The following is a 19,420-nucleotide window of genomic DNA, read 5'->3' as shown; positions in this document are numbered from 1 at the left end:
AGGTCATGTTGGCGAAAGGCCGTCAGGCAACGCGCCGGACAGGCTGGGTTTTTTCCATGTCGAGCTCGAAGCGACCGGCGGCTTCCTGCAGCAGGCGGCTCTGGTTCAGGAGGTCGTGGCAGGCGGCAGAGGTCTCCTCGACCATGGCCGCATTGCGCTGGGTCGCCTGATCCATCTCGTTGATGGCATGGTTGATCTCGCGAAGGCCGGACGACTGTTCGCGATAGGACGAGGCGATCGCGACGATGGTCTCGGCGATATTGCCGATGCGGCCTTCGATCTTGAGCAGGGCCTCGCCGGTTTCGTTGACGAGGCTGACGCCGCCTTCGACCTCGGCGCTGGAGGCGGCGACCAGGTGCTTGATCTCCTTCGCCGCGGTGGCCGAGCGCTGGGCGAGTTCCCGCACTTCCTGGGCAACGACGGCAAAACCCTTGCCTGCTTCTCCGGCGCGGGCTGCTTCCACGCCGGCATTCAGCGCCAGCAGGTTGGTCTGGAAGGCGATCTCGTCGATGACGCCGATAATCTGGCCGATCTGCGAGGAGGAATTCTGGATGCGGTCCATGGCGCCGATCGCGCGGCGGACCACCTCTGCGGATTCGCCGGCCTCCGATTTCGCCTCGTTGACCATACGGCCGGCGCGCTCGGCGTCCTGCGAGGATGTCTGGACGGTCTTGGTGACCTCGTCGAGCGCGGCGGCGGTTTCCTCAAGCGAGGCGGCCTGCTGCTCGGTGCGCTTGGCCAGTTGCTGTGCCTGGTCGGCGAGTTCGCCGACACCACTTTCGACGGCCACCGATGCGGCCTTGATCGAGGAGATGGCATCCGAGACGCTCCCGACCATGTTGTTGAAATCGACGCGCAGCTGTTCGAAGTCGGGGCCGAGTTCCTGGAGGCGGGTGGCGAGCTGTCCGCCGGACAGAAGCGACAGCGCTTCGCCGACGCGGTCGATGATGCGCCGCTGGGTCGCGGCCGCTTCCTCGCTCATGGCCGCGTTGCGGGCGCGTTCCTGGTCAAGCGTCGCCTGTTGCTGTTCGGCGCGGCTGCGTTGCTCGGCAGTCTCGATCGCGTCGAGCCGGAAGCGCTCCAGCGCCCTGGCGAGGAAACCGACCTCGTCTCCCTTCTGCTGGAACATCACGGGCGTCTGCATGTCGCCCTCCTGAAGCGCGACGATGCGACCGCTGAGGGTGCCGAGCGGGCGTCCGACGAGGGCGCGCATGGCAACGAGGAAAGCAACGACAGCCACCGCGATGACGGCCGCCTGGATGGCGAGCGCGATCAACGCATTGGTGCGGGCCGTCGCGAGAACACGGTCGGCCGACCATGTCGTGACCACATAGCCGGGTATCGCGCCGCTCTTGTCGACCGGAAGAGGTGTCACGAAAGTGACGATACCGGCCGCCATGGCGCTTTCGTCAAGAACCTGTTGCGCCGGCGCCGTCTTGGCAAGCGCGGCGATATCCTCGGCGGAGGGCAGGGCGTCCAGCCCCTCGCGCCGCCAGCTGTCGATGACCTTCTGTTCGGCGTTCACGGCGGTGAAGTGCACGAGGTCGAGGGACGGATCGTCACGATAGAGCTTGTAGGTATCGGCGACCGCATCGGCCTTGCCCCACTTCACGCCGCCGGCCGACAGGTCCGCGAACTGCGTGGAATCCTTGCCCCAACTCGCTTCGGCGAGGGTGAGCATCGTGCCTTTCTGGCTGATGAAGCTGTAAGCGGAAAGACCGATGACGCCCACGGTGTTGATCGCGACGATCAGCGCGGCGAGCTTGACTGTCAGGGACAGGGAATTCAGCAATCGGAACATATGTCGAGCGACCTCCAGGCGCTACGGGCAGGCGATGCGACGGCGCTCCAAAGCCACTCCTCGAGGCGTCGCGGTCTTCACCGCGCATCCGTCGTCCAGTGCGATTTTTAGTATTAGAACATTAAAAGATTCGTAAATAGGAATATTGCGATATCTTTGCTGCATCATTTTCGGCCGTGTCACCGTTTCCAGCCTGCCGCAGGCATCAAAAAGCCCGCGCCGGAGGGCGCGGGCGATAGAGACCGTAGGGGGCGGAGACGCCTTTGCGACCGCGCCTGCTAGCGCGAGAGCAGCGTCAGCGCCGTCATCGAATCGAGCACGGTGCGGGTGACGCCGCCGAACAGCATTTCCCACCAGCGCTTGTGGCCGTAAGCGCCCATCACGAGAAGATCGATCGAGCTGTCGGACAGACGGTTCTCGATCGCCGCGGCCGGCGGCAGGCTGTTGTCGGTTTCGGCCCTGACGACCGTGACGTTGACGCCATGGCGCGCCAGTGTCGCGGCGATCTCGGCGCCGGCCATCTCGGAGGATTGGGTGCTGGTCTCGGGCGGATCGACGCTGAAGATCTCCACCGTGTCGGCGGCCTTGAGGAAGGGGAGCGCGTCGAAGGTGGCGCGGGCCGCCTCGCGCGAGCCGTTCCAGGCGATCATCACCCGCTTGATCGGCTTCGGCTGCTTCAGGATATAGGGCACGAGCAGAACCGGCCGGCCGCTTTCGAACAGGAAGCTCTCGAGTTCCGCCCGGCTCTCGGTGAGCAGGCTGGATTCTCCCTGGGCGGCGATCACCAGGTCGGAGGTGCGGGCGCTGTCGATCAGCGCCGCCGAGCTATAGCCGGCCGACGACAGGAAGCTGCGCCATTCATGCGAGGCGCCGTTGCGGCCAGCGATGTCGCGGAAAAGCTTCTCCACATTCATCGTCTCCGTATGCGCCATATCCTGCAGGGCCTGAACGGTGGTCGGGTCGGGAATCTCCATGGGAGCGACGATCGGCACGGCAGCGATCGTCTCGGCATGCAGGCCGACGATGTGCGACTGGTATTGTTCAGCGAGCGCGATGGAAAACTCCACGACCTGCGCTGCGTTTTTCGGCGTGTCCAGTACGGCAAGAATTGTTTTATAGGCCATAATAAATCTCCCTTTGCGGCAAACGCGTCCCGCACGTGATTTTAAACAGGTTGGCGACGACCGGCGCCTTGACTTCGGTCAAATCGATATCCTGTCAGACCTATAATGCCCGGCCGGGCAGCCTGGTTCGGCTCAGACGGGTTCCCCGATCCCCGCCTTGGTCGCCGCGATCTCCGCGATCATCGCCAGGATGTCCTTTTCGGCGGCGTCGATACGTTCGGCCTGCCGGGCGCGGATCACGAGTTCCGTGGAGAAGCGGTCGCCGTCGAACTTGGGATAGGAGCCAATGCTGGTCTCCGGATTGTTCTTCTGGATTGCGCCGAGCGCCGTGCCGATATCGCCTTCGCCGAAGGGGCAGGTGACCGAGCGGGAGAGAACCTTGGCGCCACCCGCAAGCGTCGGCACGACATTCTGCACCATGGCCTGGAACACCTGCGGCACGCCGGCCATCACGTGGACATTGCCGATGATGAAGCCGGGCGCGGTCGACACCGGATTGGCGATATGGCGCGCGCCCTCGGGCATGCGGGCCATGCGCTGGCGGGCTTCGGTGAATTCCATGCCGCGTCGCTCGTACATGGCGGCGAGAAGTGCCATGGCGTCCGGATCGTGGACACAGGGCACGCCGAAAGCGCGCGATACGGCATCCGCCGTGATGTCGTCATGGGTGGGGCCGATGCCGCCGGAGGTGAAGACGTAGTGGTAGCGGTGCCGCAGCGCATCGAGCGCCTCGACGATGGCGTCCTCCTCGTCGGAGACGATTCGCACCTCCTTGAGGTCGATGCCGGCAAGCGTGAGCACATCCGCCAGATGGCCGATATTCTTGTCCTTGGTTCGGCCCGACAGAAGTTCGTCGCCGATCGCGAGCATCGCGGCCGTCTTGATGGTGGTTTCGCCCATGGTTGTGATCTCCGTATCGGCCCCTAAGTAGCGCATCCACGTGCGAAAGCAATCGCGTCGCCCGCAGCAGGAGCTCCCACCGCCTCTCGGGGAACCGGATAGTCTGCGTGCCGTTGACAGTGTGTCACCGTCACCGGGATTTCTGGAAGAGCCGGGTTTTGCTAGGTGACGTCATCGAATTTCCAATCCGCACGGGAGAACTGGCATGACGAAGGTACTGGTCCTTTACTACTCGGCCTATGGCCATATCGAAACCATGGCGAACGCCGTTGCCGAGGGCGCCAAGTCTGCAGGCGCCGACGTCGTGATCAAGCGCGTTCCGGAACTGGTGCCGGACGAGGTCGCCAAGGCGTCCTACTACAAGATGGACCAGGCTGCCCCGATCGCCGATCCGAACGAACTCGACCAGTACGACGCGATCATCGTCGGCGCCGGTACGCGTTACGGCACGGTCGCCTCGCAGATGCGCAATTTCTGGGATCAGACCGGCGGCCTCTGGGCGCAGGGCAAGCTGGTCGGCAAGATCGGCTCGATGTTCACCTCGACCGCGACCCAGCACGGCGGCCAGGAAACCACGATCATGGGCTTCATCCCCACCTTCCTGCACCACGGCATGGCCGTTGTCGGTCTTCCCTATGCCTTCCAGGGCCAGATGGGTGTCGAGCAGGTCAAGGGCGGCTCGCCCTATGGCGCCTCGACGATCACCGACGGCGACGGCTCGCGTCAGCCCTCCGAGATTGAACTGGAAGCAGCCCGCTACCAGGGCGCCCACGTCGCAAAGCTCGCTTCGAAGCTGTCCGCCTGACACGCCAGTCTCCAGGCGAACAGCAAGGCGCGGGGGAAACCTCGCGCCTTTTTTGGTATTGCTAAAATACTATATGTCAGAATGAGAGTGCGTTAGGTTTTGCTGGCTAGGTTCGCTTTCCATAAAGGAGGCAATCCCATGTACGATCACGACCGTCGTCGCCACGTCCGCATGCGCGCCCTGAAGGCAGCGAGCCTGATTCTCGACAACAAGCAGTCGACCTTCGACTGCGTCATCCGCAACCTCTCCGAGGCCGGGGCCAGGATCGCGCTGGAAACGACGATAAACCTGCCGGACCGCTTTTTCGTGCAGTTGAGCGACGGCACCCGCCGCCACTGTGAAGTCCGCTGGCGCCTGGCAAAGGAACTCGGGGTCTCGTTCGACGCTGCTGAAGGCCAGGCCGCCTGACGGCCGTTGCAACCGCCTCATACCGTACCGCCACCCTCCCAAGGCGGCTTGACCTCGCGCGGCATCTGGTTGAAACAGATGCCGCGCGGACGTGGCGAAACTGGTAGACGCAAGAGACTTAAAATCTCTCGGCCTTAGGCTATACGGGTTCGATCCCCGTCGTCCGCACCAGATGCGCGTTCCGCGATTCGCCTGCCACCCACACCCTCACTCCTTCGCGATTGAGAACTTCTGTTCGAAGCTCGTCGAGCGGTTGCCGACCGTGTCGTTGACGGTGTAGCGGACCTTGTAGTCGCCGGCGGGAGCGCCTGTGACGTCGAGGGTGAGGTGGGTGTAGATTTCCTGGTTGCGGACGCGGCCGGTGAAGGAGAAGCTGCCGAACTTCTTCTGGGCGGCGAGCGTGTCGCCCTTGTAGTCGATCAGTTCCAGATCGACGTTGAAGGCCGAGGTGTAGCGCTTGTCCGGCAGCGTTTCCCAGGTGAGGCCGATCAGTTCCAGATAGGTGATCAGCGGCTCGCCCGGCTTGAAGACAGTGCCGGGACGCGGCGTGTAGGAGCCGTAGGCGGCCGGCTTGTCGGTGGCGAATTCGGCAAGGCTGACGGTGAGCGGAAGTGTGGCGGCGAAGTCGCCGAAGGCTTCCTGCATTTTTGCATGCGCCGCTCGCGCGTTGCCGCCGGCTGCCAGCGCTTCGGCCTGCGTCGCCGCATCCACGAGCGGCCCGGCTGCCGCTGTCTGCACCCCGAGACAGAGGCCGAGCACAGCGGTGGGCAGCAGGCGGTGCAGGCGGTGGAAGCAGATGGCGAGCACGGGCGATTCTCCTCTTTGGCCGCAGTGTTCGGGCAACCGCGACAGCCGTCAAGGGAGAGCCGTCACGTCCGCCAGAAGGTCGGCAGCAAAAGTACCAGGACCGAGAGAACCTCGAGGCGTCCGAGCAGCATCATCAGCGACAGGATGTAGAGCGAGCCCTCGTTCATCGTCGCGAAATTGCCCGACGGGCCGATCAGGTCGCTGACGCCGGGGCCGACGTTGGACAGTGCGGTGAGTACCGCCGAGGTCGATGTCGCGAAATCGTGGCCGAAGGTCGACAGCGCCATAGAGCCGACGAACCAGATGAAGATGTAGGAGGTGAAGAACAGGAAGACCGTCCGCTGCACCTCGACGTCGACTGTCTGCGTGCCGTAACGCACCGAATAGATGGCGGAGGGATAGATCAGCCGCTTGAGCCCGTTGTGGATGATGCCGAACATGATCACGAAGCGGTAGGCCTTGATGCCGCCCGCCGTCGAGCCGGAACAGCCGCCGGCGAAGGTGGCGAAGAAGGCGGCTGTGACGGCGAACGGCCCCCAGCCGAGATAGTCGTCGCTGGAAAACCCTGTCGTCGAGAGGATCGAGGCGAAGTTGAAGACGCCGTGCGTCAGCGCCCTGTGGAACGGCACGTCATTGGCGAGATGGTTGTAGATCGAGGCCGAGACGGAAAAAAACAGGAGATAGCCGAGAAAGACGACGATCTGCGGATCGCGCAGCGCATCGAGGCGGCCGCGCACGATGAACACGATCAGAATCGAGAACGGCAGGCTGCAGACGGTCATGAAGAAGGACGAAACCCACAGGATCGCATCGCTGCGGAAATAGGCGAACGATGCGTCGTGGGTGGAGAAGCCGGCCGTCGCGATGGTCGTGAAGGCATGGTTGATGGCATCGAACCGGGTCATGCCGGCGAAATCATAGGCGATGGCGCAGGCAATCGTGATGCCGACATAGACGCCGATGAAGGCGCGGGTGAAGGTGGCGAGCCGCGCGAACGGCTTGTCGCCGGTGTCGGAGGATTCCATCTTGAAGAACGACATTCCGCCGACCCGGAGGAACGGAAGGACGAACAGGCCGAGCGCGACGATACCGATACCGCCAAGCCAGCAGAGCAGCGAGCGCCACATCAGCAGACCCGGCGGCATATGGTCGAGGCCGGAGAGCACGGTCGAACCCGTGGTGGTGATACCAGAGACCGATTCGAACAGTGCCTGCGCGAAACTGAGCTGCGGCCCGGAAAACATCATCGGGATGGCACCGACCACGGAGAAGGTGGCCCAGAGCACGTTGACGAGCAGGAAGCCCATGCGCTTGGTGAAAACCGGCGGCGGGCCGCGCGTCGCCATGGCCGCCGTCAGCGACAGCGCCCCGACCATGAAGGCGCAGGCCGCGAACACCTTCCAGTCGCTGTGGCCGTAATAGAGATCGACCATCGCCGGAATCAGCATGGCGGTCGACAGATAGAGGCCGCAGAGGGCGGCGATGTAGATGGCGGAGCGGAGCTGCGTGGCGTTCAAAGGAAGGGGCGTCCCGATCGAGGTTCCGCGGAAAAGCGCTTGGTCTCCGCCTCATGACTATGCCATAGCGGGAGCCACGATAAAATTCAACGGATTGACAGACCATGCGCGACAAGGTCGATGAGGCGGTCGGGGCCCTGCGCGGCCTGTTTCCCGAGACGCCCCTGCAACTCAACGAATATCTGAGCGGCCGCTACGGCGCCTCGATCTACCTGAAGCGCGAGGACCTGACGCCGGTCCGCTCCTACAAGCTGCGCGGCGCCTTCAATTTCTTCCGCAAGGTGATTGCCGCCGGCGGCTCCGACAAGACCTTCGTCTGTGCCTCGGCCGGCAACCACGCCCAGGGTTTTGCCTTCGTCTGCCGCCATTTCGGCGTGCCGGGCGTGGTGTTCATGCCCGTGACGACGCCGCAGCAGAAGATCGACAAGACCCGCACCTTCGGCGGCGAATTCATCACCATCCGCCTGTTCGGCGACATCTTCGACCAGTGCTATGCCGCTGCCCGCGAACATGTCGAGACGATCGGCGGCTACATGGTGCCGCCCTTCGACCACGAGGACATCGTCGAGGGACAGGCGACGGTCGCGGCTGAAATCGAGGCGCAATTGCCTGATGATGTCACGCCCGAACTTGTGGTGATGCCGGTCGGCGGCGGTGGGTTGTCGGCGGGGATGACGCGTTATTTCTCCGAATCGCTGCCGTCGGAAACCTTCGTCTTCGCAGAGCCGTCAGGCGCCCCCAGCCTGAAGCGCAGTCTGGAGGCGGGCGAGATCGTGACGCTGCCCAAGGTCGACAATTTCGTCGACGGTGCCGCGGTCGCCCGGATCGGCGATCTGAACTTCTCGCTTTTGAAGCGGTTTCCTGCCGATCAGGTCATGCTCCTGCCGGAAAACGCGATCTGCGTGACGATCACCGAGATGCTCAATGTCGAAGGCGTGGTGCTGGAACCGGCCGGCGCCCTGTCGATCGCGGCTTTGGAGGCGATGGGCCGCGAGAGGCTGGAGGGCAAGACGGTGGTCGCCGTCGTCTCGGGTGGCAATTTCGACTTCGAACGTCTCCCCGACGTCAAGGAACGGGCGATGCGCCACGCGGGGCTGAAGAAATACTTCATCCTGCGCCTGCCGCAGCGTCCCGGCGCGCTGCGCGACTTCCTCAACCTGCTCGGTCCCGACGACGATATCGCCCGCTTCGAATACCTGAAGAAGACCGCACGGAATTTCGGCTCGATCCTGATCGGCATCGAGACGCGCGAGCGGGGAAACTTCACCGATTTGCTCGGCCGCTTCGATGCCGCCGGCCTTGGCTACGAGGATATCACCGAGAACGAGATCCTCGCCAACCTGATCATCTGACGGCAGCGGGACCGAGACCGGCCTCGGCCATCCACTGGCGGGCGTTCTCGATCCTGTTGGTCCAGACATAGCCGGGGAAATGCTTGGGCACGTCTGCCCAGTCCTCCGGCGTGTCGATCCCGGCCGAGCCCGGATCGCCGGCGCCGTAGGGGCCAAGCAGGATGACCTCAGACCCTGCGGCCGCCATGCGGGCCTGGAAGCGCTCTGGCCAACCCCAGAGGATCGGTGCGAAGTTGATCGGCACCGGCACCAGCCGGCCGCGACAGGCATCCGGCACGTGACCGCTCCAGCCGAGCGCCAGATAGCCGAGCAGGCAGTCCTTGGCCGAAGTCCTTGTATAGCCGGGAATGCCCGGCATGGCCGATGTCACCGCGTCGGTCGGCTCGTCGCCGCCGTAGACTCCGAACACGGTCTGTCGTGCAGCGGTATCGGCGTCCAGCATGGCGACCAGCGCCGTTCCTTCCTCTGTCCGGCGGCTCTTGAAATTGATCAGGAATTTTTTGTCCGGAAAAGCCGCGAACACCTGCCCGAGGTCCGGCATCATCCCGACACCCTTGCCGCGGAGCGGGAAGGTCTTGCCGCCGTCGGCGGTATAGCCATGGCCGATGTCGGCGCGCGCGAGTTCGGAGAACGGCGTCTCCTCCGTGACGCCCGAAAGGTCGGTGCGGCAGTCGAGCGTCCAGTCGTGGAAGACCGCGAACTTTTCGTCGGGCGTCAGATGCACGTCGAGTTCGACCACGTCGGCTCCGGCCTCGAAGGCCGCTGCCATGGAGGGCAGGGTGTTTTCCAGATAGGCGTGCGTCGGCGGATAGATGCGTTCGGCGGTGCAGGTGTCGTTGTCGAGGTCGGAGCGATCGAAGATCTGGTGCACGCCACGATGCGCAATCAGCCGGGGTTGGTAATAGTCGGGGAAGCTGCTGAACAGGCTTGTATTGCCGATCCAGAGCGCCAGGATGCCGATGGCCGCCACAAGCATGATACGTCGAATCATCAACTCTCCCTCGGTGTTGGCTTACGCTCGTCGGCGAATCCGGCCTTTCCGTGTCCAGACGAAACGGGCTTTAGCCGCGTCGCGTCCTGTGGTAGTCGGGGATATGGCTTCGTTTCTCTCGCGCATCTTTTCCGCCTTCGGCGGCTCCAAGTCCGAAACACCCTCCGCCGGTCCCTCGGCGGAGCCGCAGGTCTATGAAGGCTTCACCATCGTCGCCACCCCGATGAAGGAAGGTGGCCAGTACCGGCTCGCCGGCCGCATCGAGAAGACGGTGGACGGCGAGGTTCTGCAGCGGACGTTCATCCGCGCCGACGTGTTCTCGAATACCGATGATGCGTTCGACTGCACCTTCCGCAAGGCGCGGCAAATCATCGATCAGAACGGTGCGTCGCTGTTCGCGGACGGCGAGAAAAGCCGCCCGGTCTGAAGACGCCTGCTGCACTGCCGCATCGGTGCGCACTCCGCACCGCCCGACCGAAGACGCGCCGCGGAACCAAGGGAACGCGAGGCGAAAGCTAAGTTCTCGCGATCACTCAATTTTAAATGATTTCCGCTTAGCTGGCCGGAATTGCTTTTCCGGGATGTTGCAGTGCGATTTCATTCAAGGCCTTTTTTCAGGGTAACCGCCCTGGCCGGCTGCCTTTGTTTCTCTGTCCTGGCGGGGGTGCCTGCCCACGCCGCCGGGGATGTCGCCGCCTCCGCCCGCAATCTCGACCTCGCATGGCTGATGACCGCCGCCGGCCTCGTGATGCTCATGCAGGTGGGTTTTCTGTTGCTCGAGGCGGGCATGGTTCGCTCGAAGAACTCCATCAACGTGGCGCAGAAGAACCTCCTGGATTTTGTGTTCGGCGTGGTCGCCTTCGCCGCCATAGGCTTCATGCTGGCCTTCGGCACCTCGGGCTGGCTACCGGTCGGGATCGACCGGGATTTCTTCTTCCTTCGCGCACTCGACACCTGGGAAGCCGGCTTTTTTGTCTTCCAGGTGATGTTCTGCGGCACGGCGGCAACCATCGTGTCGGGCGCGGTCGCCGAACGGATGAAACTGTCGACCTATGTCCTCGGATCGCTGGTCCTTTCCGGCTTTATCTATCCGGTCTTCGTGCACTGGGTCTGGGGCGCGGCGCTGGGAGCCAATGACGGTGCCTTCCTCGGCAATCTCGGCTTTGTCGATTTCGCCGGCTCGACGGTTGTCCATGCGACCGGCGGCTGGATCTCGCTGGCCGCCTGCATGGTGATCGGTGCACGCCACGGTCGCTTCGGCGAGGACGGACGGCCGCGCCGCATGGCCGGTCACAGCCCCGTGCTGTCGACCACCGGCGGGCTGCTGCTGTTCATCGGCTGGATCGGCTTCAATGGCGGGTCGACAACGGTTGCCTCGCCAGCAATCGCGCCGATCATCCTCAATACGGTGCTGGCCGGCGGTATCGGCACCTGCGTCGGCTATGTCATGGGCTACTACCAGGATCGTCTCGTGCTGCCGGAAAAGTCGCTCAGCGGCATGCTGGGCGGCCTTGTGGCGGTGACGGCGGGCTGCCACATCCTGACGCCCGGCGGCGCCTTGCTGATCGGCGCGCTGGGTGGCGCGGTCGCCATCTGGGGCATCAGTTTCATCGAACGTGTGATGGGCATCGACGATGCGGTCGGCGCGATCGGCGTCCACGCCTTTGCCGGCGTCGTCGGCACGCTCGGTCTCGCCCTGCTTGCCCCTGTCGATCTCTTGCCGGCCGGCGGTCGTCTGTCGCAACTCTACATCCAGGCCTTCGGCGCCGGGTTGAATTTCTACTGGGCCTTCGGCCTCGGCTATGCCTTCTTCTGGCTTCTCAACCGGTTCTCCACGGTTCGCGTGTCCGAGGCCGCCGAGGATGTCGGCCTCAACGTCGCCGAACATGGCACGCGGCTTGGTGTCGGCCATGTTGAGGACGCGCTGTCCGGCCTCGTCGACGGCACCGCCGACCTCAACCATCGCCTGCCTGTGGAGGCCGGTGACGAGGCGGAGAAGCTGACCGCGCTCTTCAACCGGTTGATGGACAATATCCAGGAAACAGAGCGCAGCCGCGAAGAGGTCAAGAGCCTGCGCCGCGATCACGAGGAGGCCGAGCGCGTCGCGACGCTCGCCAACGCGACCTTCGAGGCGATCGTCATGCACGAGAACGGCATCATCGTCGACGGCAACCAGAAGCTTGCCGAACTGCTCGGTAGGCCGCTCGACGACCTGGTCGGCACGTCGATCCTCGACTTCCTTCCGGGGCAGGACCGCCAGATGGTGGAGCGGGCGTTGTCGACCGAAAGCGAAACCAATCACGAGATCACGGTGGTCACCGCCACGGGAGAGCGTGTTCCGGTGGAGGCGAGGGGTCGCAACATCACCTTTCGGGGACGCAAGATGCGGATCGGCGCGCTGGTCGACTTGCGTGAACGGAAAGAGGCCGAGCGTCGCATCCGGCATCTCGCCCAGCACGATCCACTGACGGGGCTCGCCAACCGGGCGCTGTTTACCGAGAAGCTACAGGAAAGCGTCGCCCGCGCCACGAGCGGCTGGGGCTGCGCCGTCGTCCTGATCGATCTCGACCGCTTCAAGGATATCAACGACATCTATGGCCATCCGGCCGGTGATGCGGTGATCCGCGAATGTGCCGTCCGGCTCTGTGCCGCCCTCGGCAGTCACGATCTCGCGGCGCGGCTTGGCGGCGACGAGTTCGCGGTGATCCTCGCCAACGCCTCCTTCGAGGCGCAGCTCGACGATTTCGGGCGCCGCCTGATCACGGCCTTTCGCGAGCCGATCGACATCGGTAACGGCAACATGATCCGCTGTGGCGCCAGCATCGGGGCGGCGCTCTGCCCGGAGCATGCCGGAAACGTCGAGGACATGATCGGCCGGGCCGACATGGCGCTTTACCATGCCAAGAATTCCGGCCGGAACACCTGGCGGATCTTCCGCCCCGGCATGACCGAACTGGTGGAAAAGCGCCGGGCGCTTGAGGGCGACCTCGACCGGGCGCTGGAGGAGGGCGAGTTTTCGCTGCATCTTCAGCCGCGCGTCGATGCCCGTTGCGGCGAGATCGACGGATACGAGGCCTTGCTGCGCTGGTGCCGCCCAGACGGCGGTTGGGTCAGTCCCGTGGATTTCATTCCGGTCGCCGAGGCCTCCGGCAAGATTATTGCCATCGGCGAATGGGTGATCGCGGAAGCCTGCCGCCTGGTGCTTACCTTGCCGCCTGAGACGCGGCTGTCGCTGAATGTTAGCCCGATCCAGTTCCGCCATGCCGAGTTTCTGCATAACCTAACGGAAACGGTTGAACGTTACGGCATCCAGCCGAGCCGCTTCGAACTGGAGATCACCGAAAGCGTGCTCATCGATGACGACCGCCGCGCCCTGCAGATCCTGAAGGACCTGAAGCGCGCCGGGTTCAACATCGCGCTGGACGATTTCGGTACAGGCTATTCCTCGCTCAGCTATCTGAACCGCTATCCTTTCGATGCGATCAAGATCGACCGCAGCTTCGTCGCCAATCTCGGTATCGAGGCGAGCGCCGAAGCGATCGTTCGCACGATCATCGATCTCGGCGGTGGTCTCGGTATGAAGGTCGTGGCGGAGGGCGTCGAGACGATGGAGCAGGCGCTCTTCCTCGCCCGCCACGGCTGCGACGAGTTGCAGGGCTTCCTGCTCGGCCGGCCCGTGCCATCGGCAGAAGCGCCCCAGGCGATCGAGCGGGCGGTGGCCACGGCGCTGCGATCGGCATCCGTCACCACCGCGCGGACCGCTGCTGCAATGGCCGACAGCTAGTCTGTCTCTTTTATTATACGCATGTATAAGGTGCATGCTCTCGAATGCGCTCTATCGATTCGCGGGGCGTGAACAGGCAGGACGAATGCGAGATGAGTGAGTTGACCAATCTGGGACTGCTGCTGGTGGAGGCAGTCGTTTATTTCTCGCTGATGACCGTGCTTCTGCATTTCCGCCACCGGATCGGCCTCGGCGTGTTCCTGACGGCGCTCGGTGTCATGCATTTCGTCGAGACCTATCTGGCCGCCGTCTTCTACGTCTCGCTGCCGTTCGGCGTTGTGTCGCCGGGATCCTCAGTCTTCTTCGCCGGCAAGGTCATGCTGATCCTGATGCTCTACATCAAGGAGGACGCTGCCGCCGTTCGCCAGCCGATCTACGGCCTGTTTCTCGGCAATCTCGTGACCCTGCTCGTGGCACAGATCGTGCTGCTGCACGATCCGGTCATCCTCTCGCCCGATCAGACCGTCGACATGCCGTTTCTCCGCAACATGGGCCTGCTGATGCTCTGGGGAACGGCGCTGCTCTATATCGATTCCATCGGCATCATCCTGCTTTACGAGCGGCTGGGCCGCTGGGCACCCCGCTGGATGGTGTTGCGCTTCGCCGTCGCCGGCATCGCCATCCTCACCTTCGACCAGATCGGATTCTATGCGCTGCTGCATTATCTTTACGACGCGCCTGCCGAAGTCTTTTGGGGCGGCTGGAAGGCGAAAATGATGGCGGGCGGCTTCTATGCGCTGCTGTTCGGCCTCTACCAGACGGCCTTTCGCGACCACGGCGTGGTCTTCTCGCGCCGTCCGATCGGCGATGTCTTCAACGATCTGACCTTTCGCGAGCGCTACGAGGATCTCCTGGCCCGCACCGGTCGCGACACGCTGACCGGCGTCTACGACCGCGGGCGGATGGAGATTGAGGTGCCGCGGCTCATCCGCGATGGTCTGCGCGAAGGGACCCAGGCGAGTGTTGCGATTGTCGACGTCGATCACTTCAAGTCCGTCAACGATCGCTTCGGCCACCAGAGCGGCGACGCGGTTCTAAAGGATATCGCCGCCCGGCTGGCGGCGTCGCTCAGGCCGAACGACCATCTGTTCCGCTATGGCGGCGAGGAATTCGTGATCCTGATGACCCGCACGGATCATGCCGAGGCGTTGGCCGTTGTGGAGCGGCTCAGGCAGGAAATGGCCACCGGTGTCGCCAACGAGGCGGGCGAACCGATGACCATCAGCATAGGCCTCGCGACGGCACCGGACGACGGCCACAGCTTCAATGCGCTGCTGAGCACCGCCGACCAGCGGCTCTACGAGGCCAAGAGCGCGGGACGCAACCGGGCGGTGGGGCGGTCGTCCCGCGACATCTGACGAAGCCTGCCTCAGGCAGCGCGGGCAAGATCCCGGGCGCGGGCGAGCGCGCCATTGACCGCATTTTCGGCCGCGTCGGGGCCGAAGGCGACGCCCTCGATCCGGATGGTCTCCACATCGGTGATGCCGATGAAGTGCAGCACCGAACGCAGATAGGGCTCGGCGAAGTCGAGCGAGGCCGCCGGGCCGGACGAATAGACGCCGCCGGATGCCAGCACGATATAGGCCTTCTTGCCCTTCACCAGGCCTTCAGGACCGTTTTCCGTATAGCGGAAGGTACGCCCGGCGCGGGCCGCATGGTCGATCCACGACTTGAGGATCGACGAAATGCCGAAGTTCACGAAACCGCTGGAGAGGATCAGCGTATCTGCGGCGAGCAGTTCGTCGACGACGGCGTCGGAGATCGCGATCGCCTCGCTCTGCTCGGCGGAGCGCTGCTCGGCCGGAAGCCGGATGGCGGAGGAGAAATCCGCGCCGATATGCGGCAGCGGGTTCTGCGCGAGGTCGCGCTCGACAATGGCGGCGCCGGTCGCGGCCTTGAGATTTTCGGCAAGTTCCACCGCGATCTTGCTGGAGATGGAATCGTCACCGCGGGTGCTGCCGCGAACGAGAAGAATGGAGGACATGGGACACCTATCGATGAATTGCATGGAGCGGATCGTCTGGGAGGACGTCTCGGCTCCAGAAATAGGACTGGCATTTCATCGATGAAACTGGGATAATATCGATCAGATCAATCCATAAAATAGATGGAATGCCATGCTTCCCAATCCCACGCTCGATCAGTTGCAGGTGTTCGTCGCCGTCGCCGAGGCCGGAAGCTTCTCTGCCGCCGCCCGGCGCCTGAACCGCGCCCAGTCGGTCGTCTCTTACACGATCGCAAACCTCGAGGCGCAACTGCAGCTCGCCCTTTTCGACCGCAGCGCCCGCAATCCGGTGCTGACGGCGGCCGGCCGCGGCATTCTTGAGGATGCGCGGCGGATGATGGCAGACCTCGACACCCTGCGCGCCCGTGCCTCCTCTCTGACCCAGGGGCTGGAGGCGGAGGTGCATCTTGGCGTCAGCGTGCTGGTGCCCGAGCATGTGACCGTCGACGTTCTGCGCCGGTTTCAGGAGACCTTCCCCAATGTCGCATTGCGGCTGACGACGGGGTCGCCGTTCAGGGTCATCGACATGGTGCACAAGGGCCAACTGAGCCTCGGCATCGGCGGCCAGAGCCCGCGCGATCTGGAGGATGTCGCAAGCGAGCGGATCGGCCTGTCCTTCATGGCCGCGATGGCCGCCCCGGACCATGCCCTGGCGAAAGCCGGCCGCCGCCTGCTTCTGGCGGATGTGCGCGAGGAAACGCAGATCGTCGTCGCCGACGACACCGGCGTCACCGGGAATAACGATTTCAACGTGTTTTCGCGTCGCGCCTGGCGGGTGAGCGACATGGGCACCAAGCGGCAGCTCTTGATCGCCGGTCTCGGCTGGGGCGGCATGCCGCTGTCGGTCGTCGCACATGACATCACCGAAGGCCGGCTGGTCCAGCTCGACGTCGAGCCCTACGAGCCGATCGACATGCCGGTCGAGGCGCAATGGCCGAGGGCATTGCCGCCCGGACCGGCGGGACGCTGGCTGCTGGAGCAGTACCGGCAGTCGCTGTCGCACTGCCCGACATCGCTCGGCACCGCGTTGCAGAAAATGGCTCCGGCCGACACCGCGCCGCAAGACGCGGCAGCGGTGTTGCTGGCCAGCGAGTAGGCGGCCTTCAGAGGATCAGGCGGAACTTCGCGAAGCCGTCCGCGCCGTTGCCGGCGTCCTCGATCTTGACGCTCTTCACCTCGCCCGCATATTGCCGCGCCTTCGGGCCGGTTTCGAACACGACCGTCGTGCCGGGCATCGGCGCGAACGACCAGTTGCCGTCGGCGGTCGGGTTGATCGTGTCCTGCGCGATGATGTAGCGCACGATCACGTCGCGGTTGGTGTCGGGCGCCACGAAGATCACCTTGTCGGACGCGATCTCCGGAAACTTGCCGCCGCCACCCGCACGGTAGTTGTTGGTCGCCACGACGAATTGCTGTTCCGGATTGATCGGCTGACCGGCGAAGGTCAGGTTGACGATCCGATGGGACTCCGCGTTGACCACGCGGCCATCCTTGTCGAACCGGGCCGGCTTCGACAGGTCGATCTGGTAGGTGACGCCGTCGATCACGTCGAAATTGTAGGACGGGAAGTCCGGATTGAGGAGCGGCGCATCCTTGGCGCCCGGTTCGATCTGGTTGAACATTCCGGCCGACATTTCGAGCCAGTTCCGCACCTGCTCGCCGGTGATCAGCACGGCCTGGACCGTGTTCGGGTAGAGGTAAAGGTCGGCGACGTTCTTGATCGCCACGTCTCCGGCGGCGACATCGGTATAGTAGTCAGGACCGCCGCGTCCGCCGGCCTTGAACGGGGCCGCCGCCGACAGGACCGGGAAATCCTTGTACTCTCCGTCCTTCAGCATGTCGCGGATGTACCAGGTCTGGGCGTTCGACACGATCTGTACCGACGGATCGTCCGCAACCAGCGCGAAATAGGAATAGAGCGGTGCCGCCGTCTTTCCGACCGGGGTGCGCACATAGTCGAGTGTCGCCCGGTGCTCGTCCGCGACGGCGGCGACCACGTCCTCCTTGTCGCCGACATCGGCGACCACCTTGCGGTTCTCGTCGCGATGATAGATCGCACGGGCCTCGCAGGTGAAGTCGATGATCTTCCAGCTGTCGCCGTTCTTCTCGACGAGCAGGTCGATCAGTCCGAGATGCGAGCCCCAGAAGCCCGCCATGACGGCGGGCTTGCCGAGCAGCGTTCCCTTGACGGTGTCGACGCCCTCGATGTCGGCGAAGTCCTTGGTGCCGGGGAAGACGAGATGCTGGTGACCGGTGAAGACGGCATCGATGCCTTCGACGCCGGCGAGGTAGAGCGAAGCGTTTTCCATCCGGTCGGACTGACCCTTGCCTTCTATGCCGGAGTGGGAGAGGGCGATGATGATGTCGGCGCCGTCCTGCTTCATGACCGGAACCCAGGCCTTGGCCGTCTCGACGATGTCGCGGGTCTGCGCCTTGCCCTCAAGCTTCTCCGCGTCCCAGACCATGATCTGCGGCGGAACGAAGCCGATGACGCCGACCTTGATGTCATGCATCTGGTCAGCGCCGTCGCGGATCGTCTTGTTGACGATCACATAGGGCGGGAAATGCAGTTCGTCCTTGGTCGGATCGCCGTTCAGTTCGCCCTTCGTCAGGTTAGCGCAAACGATCGGGAAATTGGCCCCCCGCAGCGTGTTGAACATGAAGTCGAGCCCGTAGTTGAACTCGTGATTGCCGACGGTGCCGCAGTCGTAGCCGAGCACGTTCATCGCCTTCATGATCGGGTGGAGGTCGCCTTCCTTCATGCCCTTCTGATAGGCCATGTAGTCGCCCATCGGATTGCCTTGGAGAAGGTCGCCGTTGTCGACGAGCATCGTATTGGTGGCCTCGGCGCGGATCGCCGCGATGATCGAGGCCGTCCGGGCAAGGCCCATCGTGTCGCTCGGCTTGTCAGCGTAATAGTCGTAGGGCATCACGTTCACGTGGATGTCCGTCGTCTCCATGAGCCTGAGATGCGCCTGGTTGGCCGCCGCACGGACGGAAAACGGATGCAGGACGATGAGCGCCGAAGTCGCCGCAAGCCCGCCGATGAAGCTCCTGCGGGAGATCGGGGTGATGAGAGGGGTCATGAGCGCGCTCCTTCGTTGGCGAGTCCGCCGCGGACTTTAGAGTCCATTTCGCAGGAGTGCATTTGGAAAATGACGGCTGTATGAACACGGCGACGTAAAATCCTGCATTGCTGCGCGGATTTTTGCTGTCATCGCCAGCAAGCGGTCATTTTACCACGTGCAGGACCACCGGCTTGTGGAAATGCTTGAAATACGAGGCGATCTGCGCCGCCGTATTGCTGCTCTCCTCCACCTGCAGGCCCATCTTGCCAGCTCGGTACCACCGGACGGTGGCTTCGATCAGGCCGAGTTCGTGGGTCCTGATCTTGACGACGGCGCCTGATCGGGCGTCGAGCCAGCCGAACACCTCGATCGCCATGCCGAGCCTCGAGATGTCGATGACCCGGACGTCGGCCGTTTGATGCAGGAAGGTGAGGGTGCCGCGAAAGCTGCAACGGATGCGGTCAGCACGGCGGCCATCCATGTATTTTTTAGCATGCATTTGATTTCGCCTTTTTAATACAAACTTAAATGTACGCCATGGTTGCGCCCGGAAAATTGACGGAAGATGGCGATAATCAGTAAAATTGCATGCAACTGACTAAAAAGGGGTTTTCATGCGCTATTTTTAGAAGAAAAAAGTGCGGAAGAGCCTGAGAAATAAGGGGTGTGGGCTAATTGGTGTTATGCACAACAAAGTTGTGTCGCATGCGTCGGGTTGTATTTGAGGTGGGGCTAAAACAGAAAAAGGGCGGCCAAGGCCGCCCTCAGACCGCTGACAAACCCGCCGATTTTTGCTTGGCGGGTTTTCTTGTTTTGAGGTGCGCGGTCAGGTGGTGTTTTGGTCTTAGATTTTCGTGA

16 protein-coding genes and 1 tRNA gene are annotated in these 19,420 nt (G+C 63.5%); 8 read left to right on the top strand and 9 right to left on the bottom strand.

What is annotated here, in order from left to right; genetic code table 11:
* Positions 1-22: 22 nt before the first annotated feature.
* The 3 genes from J5J10_RS09235 to J5J10_RS09225 form a co-directional block, all read right to left on the bottom strand.
* A complete protein-coding gene (locus tag J5J10_RS09235) occupies positions 23-1,801 on the bottom strand; it encodes a methyl-accepting chemotaxis protein (RefSeq protein ID WP_211929681.1) in 1,779 nt (592 codons plus the stop codon).
* Between the two features lie 278 nt (positions 1,802-2,079).
* Positions 2,080-2,925, bottom strand: coding sequence for a universal stress protein (locus tag J5J10_RS09230; protein ID WP_211929680.1), 846 nt, complete (start codon positions 2,923-2,925; stop codon positions 2,080-2,082).
* Positions 2,926-3,057: 132 nt separating this feature from the next.
* Positions 3,058-3,825 carry a competence/damage-inducible protein A gene (locus J5J10_RS09225; protein WP_211929679.1) on the bottom strand — a complete coding sequence of 256 codons (768 nt, stop codon included), beginning with the start codon at positions 3,823-3,825 and terminating at the stop codon, positions 3,058-3,060.
* A gap of 205 nt (positions 3,826-4,030) precedes the next feature.
* On the opposite strand from J5J10_RS09225, the gene wrbA reads away from it, so the two are divergent.
* The 3 genes from wrbA to J5J10_RS09210 all read left to right on the top strand — a co-directional run bounded on the left by wrbA (position 4,031) and on the right by J5J10_RS09210 (position 5,209).
* Positions 4,031-4,630 carry an NAD(P)H:quinone oxidoreductase type IV gene (gene wrbA, locus J5J10_RS09220; protein WP_211929678.1) on the top strand — a complete coding sequence of 200 codons (600 nt, stop codon included), beginning with the start codon at positions 4,031-4,033 and terminating at the stop codon, positions 4,628-4,630.
* Positions 4,631-4,768: 138 nt separating this feature from the next.
* On the top strand, positions 4,769-5,038 hold the full coding sequence (locus tag J5J10_RS09215; protein ID WP_211929677.1) for a PilZ domain-containing protein: 270 nt from the start codon (positions 4,769-4,771) through the stop codon (positions 5,036-5,038).
* Between the two features lie 85 nt (positions 5,039-5,123).
* Positions 5,124-5,209, top strand: a tRNA-Leu gene (locus J5J10_RS09210).
* A 36-nt stretch (positions 5,210-5,245) separates the two neighbouring features.
* Here J5J10_RS09210 and J5J10_RS09205 read toward each other — a convergent pair.
* On the bottom strand, positions 5,246-5,845 hold the full coding sequence (locus J5J10_RS09205) for a hypothetical protein (RefSeq protein ID WP_211929676.1): 600 nt from the start codon (positions 5,843-5,845) through the stop codon (positions 5,246-5,248).
* Positions 5,846-5,907: 62 nt separating this feature from the next.
* Positions 5,908-7,362: a TrkH family potassium uptake protein gene (locus J5J10_RS09200; RefSeq protein WP_211929675.1), complete on the bottom strand. Its 1,455-nt coding sequence runs from the start codon at positions 7,360-7,362 to the stop codon at positions 5,908-5,910.
* Positions 7,363-7,466: 104 nt separating this feature from the next.
* Here J5J10_RS09200 and ilvA point away from each other — a divergent pair, with 104 nt between their 5' ends.
* Positions 7,467-8,714, top strand: coding sequence for a threonine ammonia-lyase (ilvA, locus tag J5J10_RS09195; protein ID WP_211929674.1), 1,248 nt, complete (start codon positions 7,467-7,469; stop codon positions 8,712-8,714).
* Here the strand turns inward: ilvA and J5J10_RS09190 are convergent.
* Positions 8,707-9,702: a glycerophosphodiester phosphodiesterase family protein gene (locus J5J10_RS09190; protein WP_211931193.1), complete on the bottom strand. Its 996-nt coding sequence runs from the start codon at positions 9,700-9,702 to the stop codon at positions 8,707-8,709. The genes ilvA and J5J10_RS09190 overlap by 8 nt on opposite strands.
* A gap of 106 nt (positions 9,703-9,808) precedes the next feature.
* Here J5J10_RS09190 and J5J10_RS09185 point away from each other — a divergent pair, with 106 nt between their 5' ends.
* The 3 genes from J5J10_RS09185 to J5J10_RS09175 all read left to right on the top strand — a co-directional run bounded on the left by J5J10_RS09185 (position 9,809) and on the right by J5J10_RS09175 (position 14,847).
* On the top strand, positions 9,809-10,132 hold the full coding sequence (locus J5J10_RS09185; RefSeq protein WP_208549551.1) for an HlyU family transcriptional regulator: 324 nt from the start codon (positions 9,809-9,811) through the stop codon (positions 10,130-10,132).
* Positions 10,133-10,369: 237 nt separating this feature from the next.
* On the top strand, positions 10,370-13,489 hold the full coding sequence (gene amt, locus J5J10_RS09180; protein ID WP_349252058.1) for an ammonium transporter: 3,120 nt from the start codon (positions 10,370-10,372) through the stop codon (positions 13,487-13,489).
* Positions 13,490-13,581: 92 nt separating this feature from the next.
* On the top strand, positions 13,582-14,847 hold the full coding sequence (locus J5J10_RS09175; RefSeq protein WP_211929673.1) for a GGDEF domain-containing protein: 1,266 nt from the start codon (positions 13,582-13,584) through the stop codon (positions 14,845-14,847).
* A gap of 11 nt (positions 14,848-14,858) precedes the next feature.
* Here J5J10_RS09175 and J5J10_RS09170 read toward each other — a convergent pair whose 3' ends face one another.
* A complete protein-coding gene (locus tag J5J10_RS09170) occupies positions 14,859-15,473 on the bottom strand; it encodes an FMN-dependent NADH-azoreductase (RefSeq protein ID WP_211929672.1) in 615 nt (204 codons plus the stop codon).
* Between the two features lie 133 nt (positions 15,474-15,606).
* Here J5J10_RS09170 and J5J10_RS09165 point away from each other — a divergent pair, with 133 nt between their 5' ends.
* On the top strand, positions 15,607-16,590 hold the full coding sequence (locus J5J10_RS09165; protein ID WP_211929671.1) for a LysR family transcriptional regulator: 984 nt from the start codon (positions 15,607-15,609) through the stop codon (positions 16,588-16,590).
* A 7-nt stretch (positions 16,591-16,597) separates the two neighbouring features.
* Here J5J10_RS09165 and J5J10_RS09160 read toward each other — a convergent pair whose 3' ends face one another.
* Entirely contained in the window at positions 16,598-18,580 is a 1,983-nt protein-coding gene (locus tag J5J10_RS09160) for a bifunctional 2',3'-cyclic-nucleotide 2'-phosphodiesterase/3'-nucleotidase (protein WP_211929670.1), read from the bottom strand.
* A 145-nt stretch (positions 18,581-18,725) separates the two neighbouring features.
* Complete coding sequence (locus J5J10_RS09155) at positions 18,726-19,061, bottom strand: PilZ domain-containing protein (protein ID WP_208549565.1); 336 nt, start codon at positions 19,059-19,061, stop codon at positions 18,726-18,728.
* Positions 19,062-19,420 lie beyond the last annotated feature (359 nt).

The sequence above is a fragment of the Ciceribacter sp. L1K23 genome (assembly GCF_018122705.1).
In the GTDB taxonomy this organism is placed as follows: Bacteria; Pseudomonadota; Alphaproteobacteria; order Rhizobiales; family Rhizobiaceae; genus Allorhizobium.
Note: the sequence above shows the minus strand (reverse complement) of the source record. Positions and strands in the feature narration are given on the sequence as shown.

Coding starts and splice junctions, on each gene's coding strand:
- ilvA (WP_211929674.1), top strand. CDS start 7,467: ATGCGCGACAAGGTCGATGAGGCGGTCGGGGCCCTGCGCGGCCTGTTT.
- J5J10_RS09155 (WP_208549565.1), bottom strand. CDS start 19,061: ATGCATGCTAAAAAATACATGGATGGCCGCCGTGCTGACCGCATCCGT.
- J5J10_RS09185 (WP_208549551.1), top strand. CDS start 9,809: ATGGCTTCGTTTCTCTCGCGCATCTTTTCCGCCTTCGGCGGCTCCAAG.
- J5J10_RS09170 (WP_211929672.1), bottom strand. CDS start 15,473: ATGTCCTCCATTCTTCTCGTTCGCGGCAGCACCCGCGGTGACGATTCC.
- J5J10_RS09225 (WP_211929679.1), bottom strand. CDS start 3,825: ATGGGCGAAACCACCATCAAGACGGCCGCGATGCTCGCGATCGGCGAC.
- J5J10_RS09230 (WP_211929680.1), bottom strand. CDS start 2,925: ATGGCCTATAAAACAATTCTTGCCGTACTGGACACGCCGAAAAACGCA.
- J5J10_RS09235 (WP_211929681.1), bottom strand. CDS start 1,801: ATGTTCCGATTGCTGAATTCCCTGTCCCTGACAGTCAAGCTCGCCGCG.
- wrbA (WP_211929678.1), top strand. CDS start 4,031: ATGACGAAGGTACTGGTCCTTTACTACTCGGCCTATGGCCATATCGAA.
- J5J10_RS09160 (WP_211929670.1), bottom strand. CDS start 18,580: ATGACCCCTCTCATCACCCCGATCTCCCGCAGGAGCTTCATCGGCGGG.
- J5J10_RS09165 (WP_211929671.1), top strand. CDS start 15,607: ATGCTTCCCAATCCCACGCTCGATCAGTTGCAGGTGTTCGTCGCCGTC.
- J5J10_RS09175 (WP_211929673.1), top strand. CDS start 13,582: ATGAGTGAGTTGACCAATCTGGGACTGCTGCTGGTGGAGGCAGTCGTT.
- J5J10_RS09215 (WP_211929677.1), top strand. CDS start 4,769: ATGTACGATCACGACCGTCGTCGCCACGTCCGCATGCGCGCCCTGAAG.